Here is a 14,423-nt window from a genome sequence, read left to right as displayed (position 1 = left end):
CGGGCCAGCAGGCGTATGATTCCGCGACCATGAACATCATCATCCTGGGCGCTGGCCGTGTGGGCGAGAGCGTCGCCGAGAGTCTGGTTTCAGAGCAGAACGACATCACCGTCATCGACCACGACCCTGCCCGGTTGCGGTTGCTGGAAGACCGGCTGGATCTGCGGGGGGTGGTGGGCAACGGCATTCAACCCTCGGTGCTGCGGGAAGCCGGGGCCAAGGACGCCGACATGGTGATTGCCTGCGCCGCCAATGACGAAGCCAACCTGGTGGTCTGCAAGGTGGCGCACGACATCTTCAACGTTCCCAGCACCATCGCCCGCCTGCGCTCGCCCGAGTTTGTGGAGGGCGACGAGCTGCTGGGTAAGAACGGCTTTGCGGTGGACCACGTCATCTGCCCGGAAGAGTCGGTCACGCGCTACATCCACCAGCTCATCAGCTATCCGGAAGCCCTGCAGGTGCTGGAGTTCGCCGACGGCCGCGCCAGCCTGATCGCCATGCGCGCGGCCTACGGCGGTGCGCTGGTGGGCCACACCATCGGCGAGTTTCGCGAACGCTTTCCGCACGCCGAGATGCGCGTGGTGGCGTTGTACCGGCTGGAAACCGAGATGGATGCCACCAAGACCACCCGCATTCTGGCGGGCGACGAGGTGTTCGTGCTCGCTGACACGCAGAAGATCCGCTATGTGCTCGGTGCCATCCACAACATCGACAAACCGGTACAGCGCGTCATGATCACCGGTGGCGGCAAGGTGGGCCTGCGGCTGGCGCGCAGCCTGGTCGGACAGTGCGATGTGAAGATCATCGAGCGCGACAAGAAGCGCTGCGAATACCTGGCCAGCCAGTTGCCGTCGAGCATGCTGATCCTCCACGGAGACGGGGCCGACGAAGACCTGCTGCTGGAAGAAAACGTCGGCCAGATGGACCTGTTCCTGGCACTGACCAACGACGATGAAGACAACATCATGTCGGCCATGCTGGCCAAACGCCTGGGCGCAGGGAGGGTCATGGCGCTCATCAACCGCCGTGCCTATGCCGACATGATGCAGGGCAGCACCATCGACATCGCCATTTCACCTTCGCAAACCGTGATCGGCGAGTTGCTCACGCACTTGCGCCGGGGCGACGTGGCCGCGGTGCACAGCCTGCGCCGGGGTGCTGCCGAAGCGCTCGAAGGTATTGCGCGCGGCGATGTGAAGACGAGCAAACTCGTCGGTCGCAAGGTGGAAGAAATCAAACTGCCCAAGGGCGCACGCATCGGCGCCATCGTGCGCGGCGAGGGGCGCAAGTCCGAGGTGCTCATGCCCCACCACGACACGGTGATTGAAACCGATGACCACATCATCATGTTCATTCCCAACAAGCGCCTGGTCCGCGAAGTTGAAAAGCTGTTTCAGGTAAGCGCCACATTCTTTGGCTGACCTGGTCAGGTTTTCCATGCCGTTGTTGCGTGTTTTCCCTGTGCTCGGGGCCATCGTGATGGTGTTTTCGGTCACCATGTGCGTGCCGCTGGCGGTGGCCTGGCTGATGCAGGACGGCGCGCTGTGGGCCTTTCCGCCAGCCATCGCTGCCACCTTTGTGCTGGGCCTGCTGCTGCGCAGTGCAGTGGCGGTTGTGGGGCGAAACGTGGAGCTGCAGACCCGCGACGGCATCCTGCTCGTGGGACTGGTGTGGACACTGTTGCCGCTGTGCGCGAGCTTCCCCTTGCTGATCCACTTTGCGCAGGCGGGCACGCCCATCAGTTTCACCGACGCCTACTTCGAAGCCATGTCGGGCCTGACGACGACCGGCGCCACGGTGATCAGCGGTCTGGACGCGCTGCCAGGCTCCATCAACCTCTGGCGCTGCTTCCTGCAGTGGCTGGGTGGCATGGGCATCCTGGTGCTGGCAGTGGCCATCCTGCCCATGCTGGGCGTGGGCGGTAGCCAGGTGTTCCGCGCCGAAGCCACCGGCCCCATGAAGGAGGCGAAGCTCACGCCACGCATCACCGAGACCGCCAAAGGGCTTTGGAGCGTCTACTGTGGTCTGTCGCTGGTCTGCGTGCTGGCTTACTGGATGGGCGGCATGACGGCGCTGGATGCCTGGGCGCACATGTTCACCACCATGAGTCTGGGGGGGTTGTCCACACACGACAACAGCTTCGGCCACTTCGCCTCGCCCACGCTGGAGTGGATTGCCATTGTGTTCATGCTGGTGGCCAGCGGCAACTTTGCCCTGTACTTCGTGGCGGTGGCCAAGGGCAGTCCGGGGCGCATCGTGCGCGATCAGGAGTGGCGCTCGACCCAGGCGCTGCTGTTGGGTGGCAGCCTGTTGGTGGCCATGCTGTTGCTGGTCAAAGGGGTGATGACCGATCCGCTGGAAGCCCTGCGCACAGCCATGTTCAATGTGGTTTCCATTGGATCAACCACCGGATATTCCACCACCGACTACACCCTCTGGCCGGTGTTTGCGCCGCTGTTCATGATTCTTTTGTCAGGCATTGCCACGAGCGCAGGCTCCACCGGCGCCGGCATCAAGATGGCCCGCGTGCTGCTGCTGATCAAGCAGGCGCGCCGGGAAATGTCGCGCAGCATTCATCCGCGCATGGTGCGGCCGGTGATGCTCAGCGGCCATGCGGTGGACAACGGCACGCTGCTCTCGGTGCTGGGCTTCATGCTGCTCTATGGGGGCACCATCATCGGATTGACCATGGTGCTCATGCTGTCCGACATGCCGTTTGATACTGCGTTCTCTGCCGTGGTGGCCAGCGTCAACAACATGGGTCCTGGCCTGGGACCTGTGGGGCCGGCTGGCAATTTTCAGGGGTTGAACGATTTTCAGACCTGGGTCTGTACGCTTGCCATGTTGCTCGGACGTCTGGAGATCCTTTCTTTCCTGGTGCTGTTCACCCCGGGGTTCTGGCGGCGCTAGGGCCGCCAATGCGCGGATAGATAACCATTCCATGTACAGCCTGCTTCCGGTTCTGGCCATTTTTTCGCGCATTTTGCTGGCGTTTTCGCCAGCTTTTCTGGTGCCGCTTGCCTGGGCCTGGTTTCAGGACGCGCAGCAGCAGGTGATCATCTGGGCGCTGGGTTTTGGCTTCGCTGCAGCGAGCGGGCTGGTGATGTGGCATCTCACCCGCCAGTATCGGCGCGAGCTGATGCCCAAGGACGGATTCCTGCTGGTCAACCTGGTCTGGCTGCTGCTGCCGGCTTACGCAGCTGCGCCGCTGATGTTCACGGTGCCGGACATCACCTGGACCAAGGCCTACTTCGAGTCCATGAGCGCGCTCACCGCCACCGGGTCGACAGCGCTCTCTGGGCTCGACGCGCTGCCGCTGTCGGTCAACATCTGGCGCTGCTTCCTGCAGCTGTTGGGAGGCCTGGGCATCATGCTGCTGGTGGTAGCGGTGCTGCCTCTGCTGGGTCTGGGTGGCGTGCAGCTGTACCGGGCAGAGACCCCCGGCCCCATGAAGGACACCAAGTTCACGCCCCGCATCGCTGAGACCGCGCGCGGCCTTTGGAGTGTGTACGTGCTGTTTTCGGTGGCCTGCATGCTGGCCTACCGCTGGGCCGGCATGAGCTGGGCTGACGCCTTCATGCACATGTGCACCACCATGGGGCTGGGCGGATTTTCTTCGCACGATGCGAGCTTTGGCTACTGGAACTCGCCGCAGATTGAAGCCGTGGCCACGTTGTTCATGGCACTTGCGGGCATCAGCTTCATGCGCTATTTCATCGTGTTGCGCAGCCGCTCCCTCAGACCCATCACGGGAGATCGCGAAATTCGTACCTACGTGAGCGTGCTGCTCGCCTCGATCGCGCTGGTGACGGTGCTTTTGCTGGCACATGGCGTGTACGACGATTTTTCGGAGGCCCTGCGAGCCAGCGCCTTCCACGTGCTTTCACTGGCCACGACCACCGGCTATGCCTCCACCAATTACGCGGTCTGGCCGGTGTTTGCACCGGTGCTGCTGATGTTCCTGGGTTGTTTCGTGTCGTGTGCTGGCTCCACCGGTGGGGGTATCAAGATGGTGCGCATGGTGCTTCTGGTCAAGCAGGCGCGGCGCGAACTGGTGCGCATCATCCATCCGCGCGTGGTGAACCCGGTGACGCTCGGGGGTGCTGTGATGCCCATGTCGGTGATGACGGCCGTGCTGGGTTTCATGCTGATCTACGGCGCCACCACCATGGGTCTGACCATGTTGTTGCTTTTTACCGGTCTGGACATCGTGACCTCGTTTTCTGCGGTGGTGGCCACGGTGAACAACATCGGTCCTGGTTTGGGCGACGTGGGGCCGGCCAGCAACTTCGGCGTGTTGACCGATGTACAGATCTGGGTGCTGACCATCGCCATGCTGCTGGGGCGGCTGGAACTGCTGACGGTGCTGGTGCTGTTCACGGGGCACTTCTGGAGAAAATGACGCTCACCCCCCTGCGCCGCTGACGCGGCTTCCCCCCGCTCTGGCGCGGCTTCGCCGCTGGGCAGGGGGACGCACCCCTTCGACCGGCGAAGCCGGATCCTCGGGTGCCCTGGATTGAGGCACTTCGCGCCGGAGTGGTTTTGTCTTTTGGCCTTGCACACCTCTCCGTTCGCCCTGAGCCTGTCGAAGGGCTCACCCACGCGCTGGTTCGCCTCAGCCCCTTGCGGGAATGTTCAGCCCCCGTTGCACGGCGGGTCTGGCTTCGAAGGCTTCCAGTACGCGTTTCAGTTCCGGGAAGTCCTGGAAGCTTACCAAGTCGCCTGCGCCGTAGAAGCCCACGAGATTGCGGACCCAGGGCCAGGTGGCTATGTCGGCTATGGAGTATTCGTCGCCCATGAGCCAGTTGCGCCCGGTCATGCGCTGGTTCAGCACGTTGAGCAGGCGCCTGCTTTCGGCGACGTAGCGGTCGCGGGGACGTTTGTCTTCATAGTCCTTGCCGGCGAATTTGTGGAAGAAGCCGAGTTGGCCAAACATGGGGCCCACGCCGCCCATCTGGAACATCAGCCATTGCAGGGTTTCGTAGCGTTGCGTAGCGTCGACTGGCAGGAACTGGCCGGTCTTTTCTGCCAGGTAAATCAGGATGGCGCCAGATTCAAACAGGGCCAGTGGCTGGTTGCCGGGCCCATCTGGGTCGAGGATGGCCGGGATCTTGTTGTTGGGGTTGAGTGACAGAAAGGCCGGCGAGGTCTGGTCGTTCTGCTCGAAGTTCACCAGGTGCACCTCATAGGGCAAGCCGGTTTCTTCCAGCATGATCGATGCCTTCACGCCGTTCGGTGTGGGCAGTGAGTAGAGTTGCAGCCGCTCCGGGTGTTGGGCGGGCCATTTCTGGGTGATCGGGAAGGCGGAAAGATCGGGCATCGATGCTCCTGAAGGTAGGGGGACGGCGAGCGCCGCGTAGGGCTCTATTGAACACCGGGGCGCCATGCCCTTTGGCCGGCGGTTTCTGGCAATCTGTCGTAGCCGGCTGGCGTCGTGTGGCGTCGTTCGAAGTGCGGTGCGGATAATGTGTGACCAAAGGAGTCCCACATGCCCATTTCCAAGAGTTCCGCCACATTGGTAGCCGAAGCCAGTGCCCAGATCACCACCTACAGCGTGGCCCAGGTGCGCGAGCGGCTGACCAGCAGCGATGCCACGTTGCAACTGGTGGACATTCGCGATGTGCGCGAGCTCGAACGGGAGGGCACAGCGCCCGGTGCGGTACACGCGCCGCGCGGCATGCTGGAGTTCTGGGTGGACCCGGCGTCACCGTATTTCAAACCAGTGTTTGGCGACGAGAGCAAGGAGTTCGTGCTTTTCTGTGGCGCCGGCTGGCGCAGTGCGCTGGCCACCAAGGCACTGCAGGACATGGGCATGACGAATGTGGCGCATATTGATGGCGGCTTCACCGAGTGGCTCAGGCAGCAAGCACCCACCGAAACGCTGGAAGCGCACAAGGCGCGTACCGCAGCCGCCAAGCCCAAGGCCTGATGGGCTCGCAGCCAGGTGATTGCCCTTGCGGGCAGACCGATGCGCGTGGCCGCCGCCTGGGCTTTGGTGCCTGCTGCGGACGCTACATCGATCAAGAGGTGCCCGCGCCCGATGCCGAACGCCTCATGCGTTCGCGCTACAGCGCATTTGTGCGGGATCGGGCCGACTACCTGCTGGCCACCTGGCACCCCAGCACCTGCCCGAGTGGGCTCACGCTGGACGCCGGCGTGAAATGGCTGGGACTGACGGTGAAGCGCCATCTCCAGATCGATGCAGATCACGCCGAAGTGGAATTCATTGCCCGCTCTCGCATTGGCGGGCGAGGGCAACGACTGGAAGAACGCAGCCGCTTTGTGCGCGAGAGCGGACGCTGGTACTACGTGAATGGAGAAGTGAAGCCATGAATCGGACCGGATCACCCGGGAGCGGCCAGCCAGCGGATGCCCCAATGACCTCGCAGGACGTGCAAGCGGCGCAAACGAAGTGCCTGAATCCAGACGCAGCGCGGAACCGGCTTTGCCGGGCCGCTGGTGTGGCCCCCATGGGGGGGAGGCGCCGAAGGCGCATCGGGAGTGAGCATGTTTAAAGCGGTGCTGTTTGATTGCGACGGCGTGCTGGTGGACAGCGAACCGATCACCAACGGTGTGTTGCGTGAGATGCTCAATGAGCGTGGCTGGGCGATCAGCCAGGCCGAGTGCTTTGAGATATTCATTGGCAAGGCGGTGCGTGATGAGCGCGCACGCATCGAGGCCGAAACCGGCCTGCCACTGACCGAAGAATGGATGGCTGCGTTTTACGAGCGGCGCAACGTGCGCCTGCTGGCAGAGCTGAAGGCGGTGCAGGGCGCCGCGGAAGCAGTGGCCGCCGTGCACCGGCAGGTGGCTGGGCGCATTGCCTGCGCCTCCGGTGCCGACCGGCCCAAGGTTGTGATGCAGCTCGACCACGTGGGCATGCTGCCGTATTTCGGCGACCGCATCTTCAGTGGGCACGACCAGCCGCGCTCCAAGCCGGCACCCGATGTGTACCTGGCCGCTGCTGCCCATCTGGGCGCCGATCCGGCGCAGTGTCTGGTGGTGGAAGACACGGCCACCGGCGCGCAGGCCGGGCTGGCCGCTGGTGCCGCCGTGTGGGGCTATTGCCCGGACGGCCATGGCCGCGCGTTCCAGGGCCTGTCGGTGCACCGCGTGTTCCATCACATGGACGAGCTGACTCGGGCGTTCCGGGGTTTGTCTGGCTGAGCCCATGCTGTTTGCGGGAATTTTCACGAGAGATTGAAATAATTTCCGTTTCGCCTTTCTTGTTGCGGGATTGCGCGGAAAACAGTTTTTCAAATGCTGCATTCTTGAAGAATGTCGGGGAAAACCCCTGACATGCTTAGAAAGTCTGTCTCCACAATGGCTACAGCGGCATCGACCGTGGCGCCATGGCATCTCATGGCGGTGAATGCAGCGCACTTCAATACAGGAGACAAGACATGACCGTTTCAGAGAAAGACACAGCCGCACCCGCTGCGGAAAAGCCTGCCAGACGCAAGTTCCTGGGTGCTGCGGTGGCAGGTGCTGCCGGCGCCGCCGCCATGACCGCGCCGATGATTTCGGTGGCGCAGTCGCCCACGGTGTTCAAGATGCAGGGCGCCTGGGGCGCCAAAGACATCTTCAACGAGATGGCCGAGGAGTACGTGACCCGGGTCAATGAAATGTCGGGTGGGCGCCTGCGCATCGACTACCTGGTTGGCGGCGCGGTGGTCAAGCCGTTCGAAGTGATGGATGCGGTCAGCCGTGGTGTGCTCGACGGTGGTCACCACGTGCCGGTGTACTGGTATGGCAAGAGCAAGGTGGCCTCGCTGTTTGGCTCAGGCCCCATCAATGGCTGCGATGCGCCTCAGACGCTGGCATGGATCTACCGTGGCGGTGGTCTGGAGCTGTACCAGGAGCTGCTGACGCAGCTCCGGCTGAACGTGGTGGGTTACTTTGCCATGCCCATGCCCACCCAGCCACTCGGCTGGTTCAAGCAGCCCATCACCAACGCCGAAGGTCTCAAAGGCCTGAAGTACCGCACGGTGGGCCTGGCGGCCGACCTGATGCAGGAACTCGGCTCCCGCGTGACCCAGTTGCCTGGTGGTGAAATCGTGCCGGCCATGGACCGGGGCGTGATCGATGCGTTCGAGTTCAACAACCCCACTTCCGACCGCCGCTTTGGTGCACAAGACGTGGCCAAGAACTACATGATGGGCTCTTTCCATCAGGCCATGGAGTTCTTCGAGATTGTGTTCAACAAGCGCAAGCACGACGCGTTGCCAGCCGACTTGAAGGCCATCCTGCGCTACTCGGCTGAGGCCGCATCCTCATCCAACTGGTGGACCGCCATGGACAACTACTCGAAGGATTTCGAGGCGCTGAGCACGGTCGACAAGGTCAATATCGTGCGCACGCCGAAGTCGATCTTCGATGCACAGATCAAGGCCTGGGACGTGATCACCAAGAAGCTGTCCGATGAAGACCCGTTCTTCAAGAAGGTCGTGGACAGCCAGAAGGCCTGGTCCAAGCGCGTGGCCAAGTACATGTTCTACAACGAGGCCGATTACAAGGTGGGCTACGAGCACATCCACGGCAAGCTGGGCTTCTGACCCGGACAACCCTGGCCGCCAGGGCGGTCGGGGTGTTCACGCCAGACAGAAGGGAGGTCCATGCCTCCCTTCTGTTTGTGGTTTTCTTCAGGTCTCTTTCTGCGCTCTCATTGGGGCACCCATGATTCTCAGCGTCATCCGTCATATCGACCAGATCAACAAAGCGGTCGGTCACGCCTTTGCCTGGAGCATCGTCATCCTGACGCTGGGCGTCAGCTACGAAGTGTTCGTCCGCTATGTGCTGAACGATCCCACCAGCTGGGCGTTCGACTTCAGCTTCATCCTTTACGGTTCGCTGTTCCTGATGGCCGGTGCCTACACGCTCTCGCGTGGCGGCCATGTGCGGGCCGACATTTTTTATCGGCGCTGGCGACCGCGCACCCAGGCCACACTGGAATTCGTGCTCTACATCTTCTTCTTTTTTCCCGGCGTGCTGGCGCTGGTGTTTTCTGGCTGGGAATACAGCTCGGAGTCCATGCGTATCAGGGAAGTCAGTGTGAACAGTCCTGCCGGTGTGCCGATCTGGCCGCTGAAGATGTTGATCCCTGTGGCCGGCGTGCTTCTGGCGCTGCAGGGTGTGGCCGAGATGCTGCGCTGCGTGCTCTGCATGCGCGAGGGGCAATGGCCGGCGCGACTTCATGACATCGAGGAACTCGAAGAGGTGTTGCAACATGGTGCACATGGCGATGCAGGTCAAACGGGAGACCGCGCATGACCGACCCACAAGTCGCCCTGCTGATGCTGGGGCTGTTCATTTTCATCATCATGCTCGGGTTCCCCATCGCCTTCACCCTGATGGCGATGGGCGTGATGTTCGGCTTCTATGCCTATTACAGCCCGGACATTCCCTGGCTGGAGAACCAGGTGTTCTACCTGTTCACGCAGAACACCTTCAGCGTGATGAACAGCGACATCCTGGTTGCCATCCCGCTGTTCCTGTTCATGGGCTACATGATCGAGCGTTCCAACATCCTGGACCGGCTTTTCCTCAGCCTGCAGATCGCCTTCAGGCGCGTGCCCGGTGCCATGGCGATTGCCGCACTGGTCACCTGCGCACTGTTCGCCACCGCCACCGGCATTGTGGGTGCGGTGGTCACCCTGATGGGCCTGCTGGCGTTCCCGGCCATGCTCAAGGCGCGCTACGACACCAGCATTGCGGCGGGCGTGATCTGCGCCGGTGGCACGCTGGGCATTCTGATCCCGCCGTCCATCATGCTCATTGTCTACGGCGCCACCGCCGGCGTGTCCGTGGTCAAGCTGTACGCGGCCGCGCTGCTGCCGGGTTTTCTGCTGGCGGGTCTGTACATGGTCTACGTGGTAGCGCGCGCGCTGCTCAACCCCAAGCTGATGCCCAGCATGCCCGACGACGAAAACGTCATGGGCTTCTTCGAGGTGTTCTTCCTGCTGGTCAAGGCGTTCTTCCCGCTGGCCTTCCTGATCATGTCGGTGCTGGGGGCGATCCTGTTCGGCCTGGCCACACCCAGCGAAGCGGCCGCCATTGGTGCCATGGGCTCGGTGCTGCTGGCGGTGGGCTACCGCTCCATGACCTGGAACAAGCTGCGTGAAGCGGTGTACCTGACCGCGCGCACCAGCGCCATGGTGTGCTACCTGTTCGTCGGCTCGTGGCTGTTCTCCTCCATCTTCAGCTACCTGGGTGGCGAGCACCTGGTGAAAGACTTCGTGCTGGGGCTGAACCTGAACACGCTGACCTTCCTGCTGCTGGCGCAACTGATCATCTTTATTCTGGGCTGGCCGCTGGAATGGAGCGAGATCATCATCATCTTCGTGCCGATTTTCCTGCCGCTGCTGCCGCTGTTTGGCGTGGACCCGATCCTGTTTGGCATTCTGATCGCGCTGAACCTGCAGACCTCTTTCCTCACGCCGCCAATGGCCATGTCCGCCTATTACCTCAAGGGTGTGGCGCCCAAGCACGTGCAGCTGGTGGCGATCTTCAAGGGCTGCCTGCCTTTCGTGGGCATGGTCTTCATGGCCATGGCTGCGATCTATGTCTTCCCGCAACTGGTGTTCTGGCTGCCGGAGCTGCTTTACAGTCGCTGACCCATGAGCCATGACATCTTGAGCCCCACGTCCATCCACCCCACCCTGGGGGCGATGGATGCCGCCCAGCGCATGAGCGTGGGCGAATTTTCCTGTGCGGAACATGTGCAGGGTCTGCTGGAGCGCATCCAGGCCACGGAACCTGCCGTGCAGGCCTGGACCACGCTGGACGCCGCCCATGTGCGGCAGCAGGCGGAGGCTGCCGACGACCGGCACGCGGCCGGCGATCCCGATGGACCGCTGTTCGGTGTGCCGGTCGGTATCAAGGACATCATCGACACGCGCGACCTGCCCACCCAGCATGGCACGCCACTGCACAGCGGGCGCATGGCACGTCGCGATGCGGCCCTGGTGCAGCGCTTGCGGGCGGCGGGCGCGATCGTGATGGGCAAGACCGTGACCACCGAGATGGCCACCTACAGCCCGGGCAAGACGCGCAACCCTTTCAACCCCGATCACACGCCCGGCGGTTCGTCCAGCGGGTCGGCCGCCGCCGTGGCCGCGGGGCACGTGTCGCTGGCCATCGGCACCCAGACCAATGGCTCGGTGATCCGGCCTGCGTCTTTCTGTGGCGTGGTGGGCTACAAACCCAGTTTCGGTCTCATCCCGCGCACCGGCGTGCTCACGCAGTCGCCCGCGCTCGATCAGGTGGGGGTGTTCGGCCGCAGCGTGGCCGATGTGGCCCTGCTCGCGCAGGTGCTGGCCGGCCATGACGACGGTGATCCGGCCACCGTGCCGCGCGCCATGCCGCCGCTGCTGCGCACAGCGATGGAAGAACCCCCGCTGCCACCCACCCTGGGCTGGGTGCAGACACCATTCTGGGACCGCGTGGCGCCCGATGCGCAGGAAGCGTTTGGCGAGCTGATCGAGTTGCTCAGCGGTCGCATTGCACCGTTCGAACTCCCCGAGACCGCGCGAGACGCCGTCGACTGGCACCGCACGGTCATGGAGGCCGACATCGCGGGCTCTTTTGAAGCCGAGTACGCGCAGGGTGCCGATGTGTTGTCGGCATCGCTGCGGGCGCAGATCGAGCGCGGGCGTGAGGTGCGGGCGGTCGACCACCGCAAGGCGGTTTCGCGCATCCCGTTGATCAACGCGGGTTTTGACAACGTTTTCGAGCATTTTTCGGCACTGGTGACGCCCGCCACCCTGGGCACAGCGCCGCTGGGCCTGGCTTCCACCGGCGACCCGATCATGTGCACTCTCTGGACCTTTGCCGGCATGCCGGCCATCACCTTGCCATTGCTGCACGGCGAAAACGGCTTGCCGATCGGCGTGCAGCTGGTGGGCCAGCGCGGCGACGACGCCCGGCTGCTGCGCACCGCGCAATGGCTGATGCAGACCGTGGCCGCGGCCCAATGACGCCCACCCCATCGAGGAACCCTGCATGAAACTCCTTTACGGACTCTTTGGCGCTGCACTGATGGTGACCTTCCTGGCCAGCTTCGTCGTGAAGGTGAAGGAGCCCGCCATGATCGCGGTGGTGGTGATCGGCGTGGTCATGATGGTGATCGACCTCTGGCAGTCCCGCAACGAGTCCGACAGCTGAGAACTGGATCGACTGATGTTGTCGACTTTGCCGGACGCTTGTGGGCGTCTGGTCCGTAGGGCAAGGATTGTGCGCCTGGGCTTGCTTGTGCTGATGGAGGGCAACTTGAGGACGGAGGGCGCTGCAGCTTGTGGGTCAGTTGTAGGCTGACTGCGGTCGGTCAGGTTTTAAGGGCCCGGTCACAGCCGCCGCCGGAACCTGCCAATCCTCGTCTGCCAAGCGACCGACCGTTGCACTTCCTGCGGCGGCCACTCAACAACGAATAGCCACACGGAGGGGAGAGCGACTGCCACCCGCAAAGGCGACCGGCTCCTCGCCACCCATTGCAGCCGCCTGTGTGCGGTCATTTACGTGATGCCGGTAACCTCGGACCCGAGGGAAAGATCACCTTCTCCTAAACGCCGCACTAAACTTTCATTTTCAATCTGGAGCGCGCTTTGAAAGCAAACACCTTGCTGTTGGCTCTTTCTATCTGCCTACCTTTGTCGACCATGGCACAACACAGCCACGGGGCACAGGCACCCTACGCGGGAATGCAAAACCGAACCATCAAGTCGTTGTCGGACAACGACATCAATGAACTTCGGCGTGGGGGCGGCTGGGGACTGGCCCTTGCCGCTGAACTCAACGGAATGCCTGGCCCCGCTCACCTGCTGGAGCTCAAGGACCAGATTCCATTGGCTTCGGATCAAGTAGCTAAAACCCAGGCCCTTTTGGACGAAATGCGTAAAGCAGCCATACCCACGGGGGATCGCCTGATCGCGGCAGAAAAAGCTTTGGAAGCCGCCTTTGCAACTGGAAAAGTGGACGAGTCATCCCTGCGCCGCTTGCTGGCCGACTCCGAGACTGCAAGGTCGGAACTGCGCTTCATCCATCTTTCACAGCACTACAAGACCGTGCAGTTCCTCAAGCCCGAGCAGATCAAGCGCTACAACATCCTTCGCGGCTATGCCGAGGATCCGTGCAAGAACATCCCCGCCGGGCATAACCCGGAGATGTACAAGCGCCACATGGGATGCAACTGACCGCTCTTGTCCGACGGTGTGAGCTCGCGGCGACTCCTAGAAGCTGACCATCGACACGATGGCCCAGCCGACCAACGTCAGCTTGCGGCTTCCCCTTGCGAAACCCGGTCCCGGCTAAGGGCAGCCGCTCAGCGCTAACCGCGTTCTGACCGCTTCTGGTCGAACTGCATCACTCTGGCCAGACCAGCGGACAGCTACAAAGTCCGCAGCGGGTCAATCGGCAGTCAGCCTCTGGCGTGACGGCATCAGCCTGCCAGGGGCTGGTGCAAGACCAAGTCCATGCTCGCATATTGCTTCAAGCCTTGCGCCGGGCCCGCCAACCGACTTTGGGCAAACGAAGCAGGTTCAACAGGTTGCCGGCCAGAATCAGGCCCACGCCCAAGCCGGTGAACAGGTCCAGCCGTTCCGAATACACCAGCCAGCCCACCAGCGCGGTGAGTGGGACTCGCAAAAAGTCCATGGGCACCACCACCGTGGTGTCTGCATGCTGCATGGCCCTGGCGAAGCAGTAGTGCGAGTAGGTGCCGCAGAATGCCACCACCACCACCCAGGCCCAGACCTGTGCCGAAGGCCATTGCCACAACAGAAGCGCCGGAACCATCCCGATGGCGCTTTGTACCACCAGCATCCAGAAGATGATGCTGACCGCTGATTCGGTGCGGGTGAGTGACTTGACCAGCACCACCGAAACCGCGAATCCCACCGCCGAGGCCAGCGCAATCAGCTGACCGACATCGATATCGCCCGCGCTCGGGCGCACGATGACCGCCACGCCTACCAGCCCCAGTACGACGGCGAACCACTTGCGGCCGTCCATGCTTTCACCCAAAAAGACGACCGCCAGAGCGGCTGCCCATATGGGCATCGTGAATTCAATGGCCACTACCTGCGCCAGCGGGATCAGCGTGAGCGCCAGAAACCAGCCGTACTGAGCGGTGTAGTGCACGGCGTTGCGCAGTGCGTGATGTGGCAGTCGTTGGGTGCGGACCGCAGCCAGGCCACCCGCGGCGCGCACCAGGGGCCACAGCATGACCATACCCAAGGTGGAGCGCAGCAGCATGATCTGGAACACCGACAACTCGCGCGTCGCCTCACGCCCGGCCACAGCGATCACCACCATCAGCGTCAGCCAGCCGGCCATCCAGCCTGCAGCACGTGCAATGGAGGGGTTGGGGTGGGATGACATGGGCGGCAGCATACCGGATGGCTACCCCCGTGAAATCAGCGTGCGGAAGA

At 62.8% G+C, this 14,423-nt stretch carries 14 protein-coding genes; 12 read left to right on the top strand and 2 right to left on the bottom strand.

The window, feature by feature from the left end; translation table 11 throughout:
- The first annotated feature begins 29 nt into the window (after positions 1-29).
- Genes trkA through Q7V46_RS13275 form a run of 3 tightly spaced genes read left to right on the top strand, consistent with a single transcriptional unit; the run spans position 30 to position 4,402 of the window.
- The gene (gene trkA / locus Q7V46_RS13285; RefSeq protein ID WP_304914035.1) at positions 30-1,421 is read left to right on the top strand and encodes a Trk system potassium transporter TrkA; all 1,392 of its coding nucleotides are present in this window, start codon (positions 30-32) and stop codon (positions 1,419-1,421) included.
- A gap of 16 nt (positions 1,422-1,437) precedes the next feature.
- Positions 1,438-2,910 carry a TrkH family potassium uptake protein gene (locus tag Q7V46_RS13280; RefSeq protein ID WP_304914034.1) on the top strand — a complete coding sequence of 491 codons (1,473 nt, stop codon included), beginning with the start codon at positions 1,438-1,440 and terminating at the stop codon, positions 2,908-2,910.
- Between the two features lie 31 nt (positions 2,911-2,941).
- Positions 2,942-4,402, top strand: a complete 1,461-nt coding sequence (locus tag Q7V46_RS13275) for a TrkH family potassium uptake protein (protein WP_304914033.1) — start codon at positions 2,942-2,944, stop codon at positions 4,400-4,402.
- Positions 4,403-4,615: 213 nt separating this feature from the next.
- Here the strand turns inward: Q7V46_RS13275 and Q7V46_RS13270 are convergent, their stop codons facing one another.
- Positions 4,616-5,320 (bottom strand): glutathione S-transferase N-terminal domain-containing protein, encoded by a 705-nt coding sequence (locus Q7V46_RS13270; protein ID WP_304914032.1) that lies wholly within the window; start codon positions 5,318-5,320, stop codon positions 4,616-4,618.
- 168 nt (positions 5,321-5,488) lie between these two features.
- Here Q7V46_RS13270 and Q7V46_RS13265 point away from each other — a divergent pair, with 168 nt between their 5' ends.
- From Q7V46_RS13265 to Q7V46_RS13225, 9 genes are all read left to right on the top strand, one after another.
- Positions 5,489-5,929, top strand: coding sequence for a rhodanese-like domain-containing protein (locus Q7V46_RS13265; protein WP_304914031.1), 441 nt, complete (start codon positions 5,489-5,491; stop codon positions 5,927-5,929).
- A complete protein-coding gene (locus tag Q7V46_RS13260) occupies positions 5,929-6,333 on the top strand; it encodes a YchJ family protein (protein WP_304914030.1) in 405 nt (134 codons plus the stop codon). The genes Q7V46_RS13265 and Q7V46_RS13260 overlap by 1 nt, the downstream gene beginning before the upstream one ends.
- A 168-nt stretch (positions 6,334-6,501) precedes the next feature.
- Positions 6,502-7,167 (top strand): HAD family phosphatase, encoded by a 666-nt coding sequence (locus Q7V46_RS13255; RefSeq protein ID WP_304914029.1) that lies wholly within the window; start codon positions 6,502-6,504, stop codon positions 7,165-7,167.
- A 236-nt stretch (positions 7,168-7,403) separates the two neighbouring features.
- Complete coding sequence (locus Q7V46_RS13250) at positions 7,404-8,555, top strand: TRAP transporter substrate-binding protein (RefSeq protein WP_304914028.1); 1,152 nt, start codon at positions 7,404-7,406, stop codon at positions 8,553-8,555.
- A 121-nt stretch (positions 8,556-8,676) separates the two neighbouring features.
- Complete coding sequence (locus Q7V46_RS13245; RefSeq protein ID WP_304914027.1) at positions 8,677-9,270, top strand: TRAP transporter small permease subunit; 594 nt, start codon at positions 8,677-8,679, stop codon at positions 9,268-9,270.
- Positions 9,267-10,613 (top strand): TRAP transporter large permease subunit, encoded by a 1,347-nt coding sequence (locus tag Q7V46_RS13240; protein WP_304914026.1) that lies wholly within the window; start codon positions 9,267-9,269, stop codon positions 10,611-10,613. Before Q7V46_RS13245 ends, Q7V46_RS13240 begins: the two co-directional genes overlap by 4 nt.
- A 3-nt stretch (positions 10,614-10,616) precedes the next feature.
- Entirely contained in the window at positions 10,617-11,975 is a 1,359-nt protein-coding gene (locus Q7V46_RS13235) for an amidase (RefSeq protein WP_304914025.1), read from the top strand.
- 25 nt (positions 11,976-12,000) lie between these two features.
- Positions 12,001-12,162, top strand: coding sequence for a hypothetical protein (locus tag Q7V46_RS13230; RefSeq protein WP_304914024.1), 162 nt, complete (start codon positions 12,001-12,003; stop codon positions 12,160-12,162).
- Positions 12,163-12,599: 437 nt separating this feature from the next.
- Positions 12,600-13,187 (top strand): Spy/CpxP family protein refolding chaperone, encoded by a 588-nt coding sequence (locus Q7V46_RS13225; protein ID WP_304914023.1) that lies wholly within the window; start codon positions 12,600-12,602, stop codon positions 13,185-13,187.
- Positions 13,188-13,482: 295 nt separating this feature from the next.
- On the opposite strand, the gene Q7V46_RS13220 is transcribed toward Q7V46_RS13225, so the two are convergent.
- Complete coding sequence (locus Q7V46_RS13220; protein WP_304914022.1) at positions 13,483-14,373, bottom strand: DMT family transporter; 891 nt, start codon at positions 14,371-14,373, stop codon at positions 13,483-13,485.
- Between the last annotated feature and the right edge of the window lie 50 nt (positions 14,374-14,423).

Origin of the sequence: Hydrogenophaga sp. (assembly GCF_030651625.1) — a bacterium.
In the GTDB taxonomy this organism is placed as follows: domain Bacteria; phylum Pseudomonadota; class Gammaproteobacteria; order Burkholderiales; family Burkholderiaceae_C; genus Hydrogenophaga.
Note: the sequence above shows the minus strand (reverse complement) of the source record. Positions and strands in the feature narration are given on the sequence as shown.

Bases quoted from the DNA above. Each gene is read 5' to 3' on its own strand.
- trkA (WP_304914035.1), top strand. From the start codon at position 30: ATGAACATCATCATCCTGGGCGCTGGCCGTGTGGGCGAGAGCGTCGCC.
- Q7V46_RS13280 (WP_304914034.1), top strand. From the start codon at position 1,438: ATGCCGTTGTTGCGTGTTTTCCCTGTGCTCGGGGCCATCGTGATGGTG.
- Q7V46_RS13275 (WP_304914033.1), top strand. From the start codon at position 2,942: ATGTACAGCCTGCTTCCGGTTCTGGCCATTTTTTCGCGCATTTTGCTG.
- Q7V46_RS13270 (WP_304914032.1), bottom strand. From the start codon at position 5,320: ATGCCCGATCTTTCCGCCTTCCCGATCACCCAGAAATGGCCCGCCCAA.
- Q7V46_RS13265 (WP_304914031.1), top strand. From the start codon at position 5,489: ATGCCCATTTCCAAGAGTTCCGCCACATTGGTAGCCGAAGCCAGTGCC.
- Q7V46_RS13260 (WP_304914030.1), top strand. From the start codon at position 5,929: ATGGGCTCGCAGCCAGGTGATTGCCCTTGCGGGCAGACCGATGCGCGT.
- Q7V46_RS13250 (WP_304914028.1), top strand. From the start codon at position 7,404: ATGACCGTTTCAGAGAAAGACACAGCCGCACCCGCTGCGGAAAAGCCT.
- Q7V46_RS13245 (WP_304914027.1), top strand. From the start codon at position 8,677: ATGATTCTCAGCGTCATCCGTCATATCGACCAGATCAACAAAGCGGTC.
- Q7V46_RS13240 (WP_304914026.1), top strand. From the start codon at position 9,267: ATGACCGACCCACAAGTCGCCCTGCTGATGCTGGGGCTGTTCATTTTC.
- Q7V46_RS13235 (WP_304914025.1), top strand. From the start codon at position 10,617: ATGAGCCATGACATCTTGAGCCCCACGTCCATCCACCCCACCCTGGGG.
- Q7V46_RS13230 (WP_304914024.1), top strand. From the start codon at position 12,001: ATGAAACTCCTTTACGGACTCTTTGGCGCTGCACTGATGGTGACCTTC.
- Q7V46_RS13220 (WP_304914022.1), bottom strand. From the start codon at position 14,373: ATGTCATCCCACCCCAACCCCTCCATTGCACGTGCTGCAGGCTGGATG.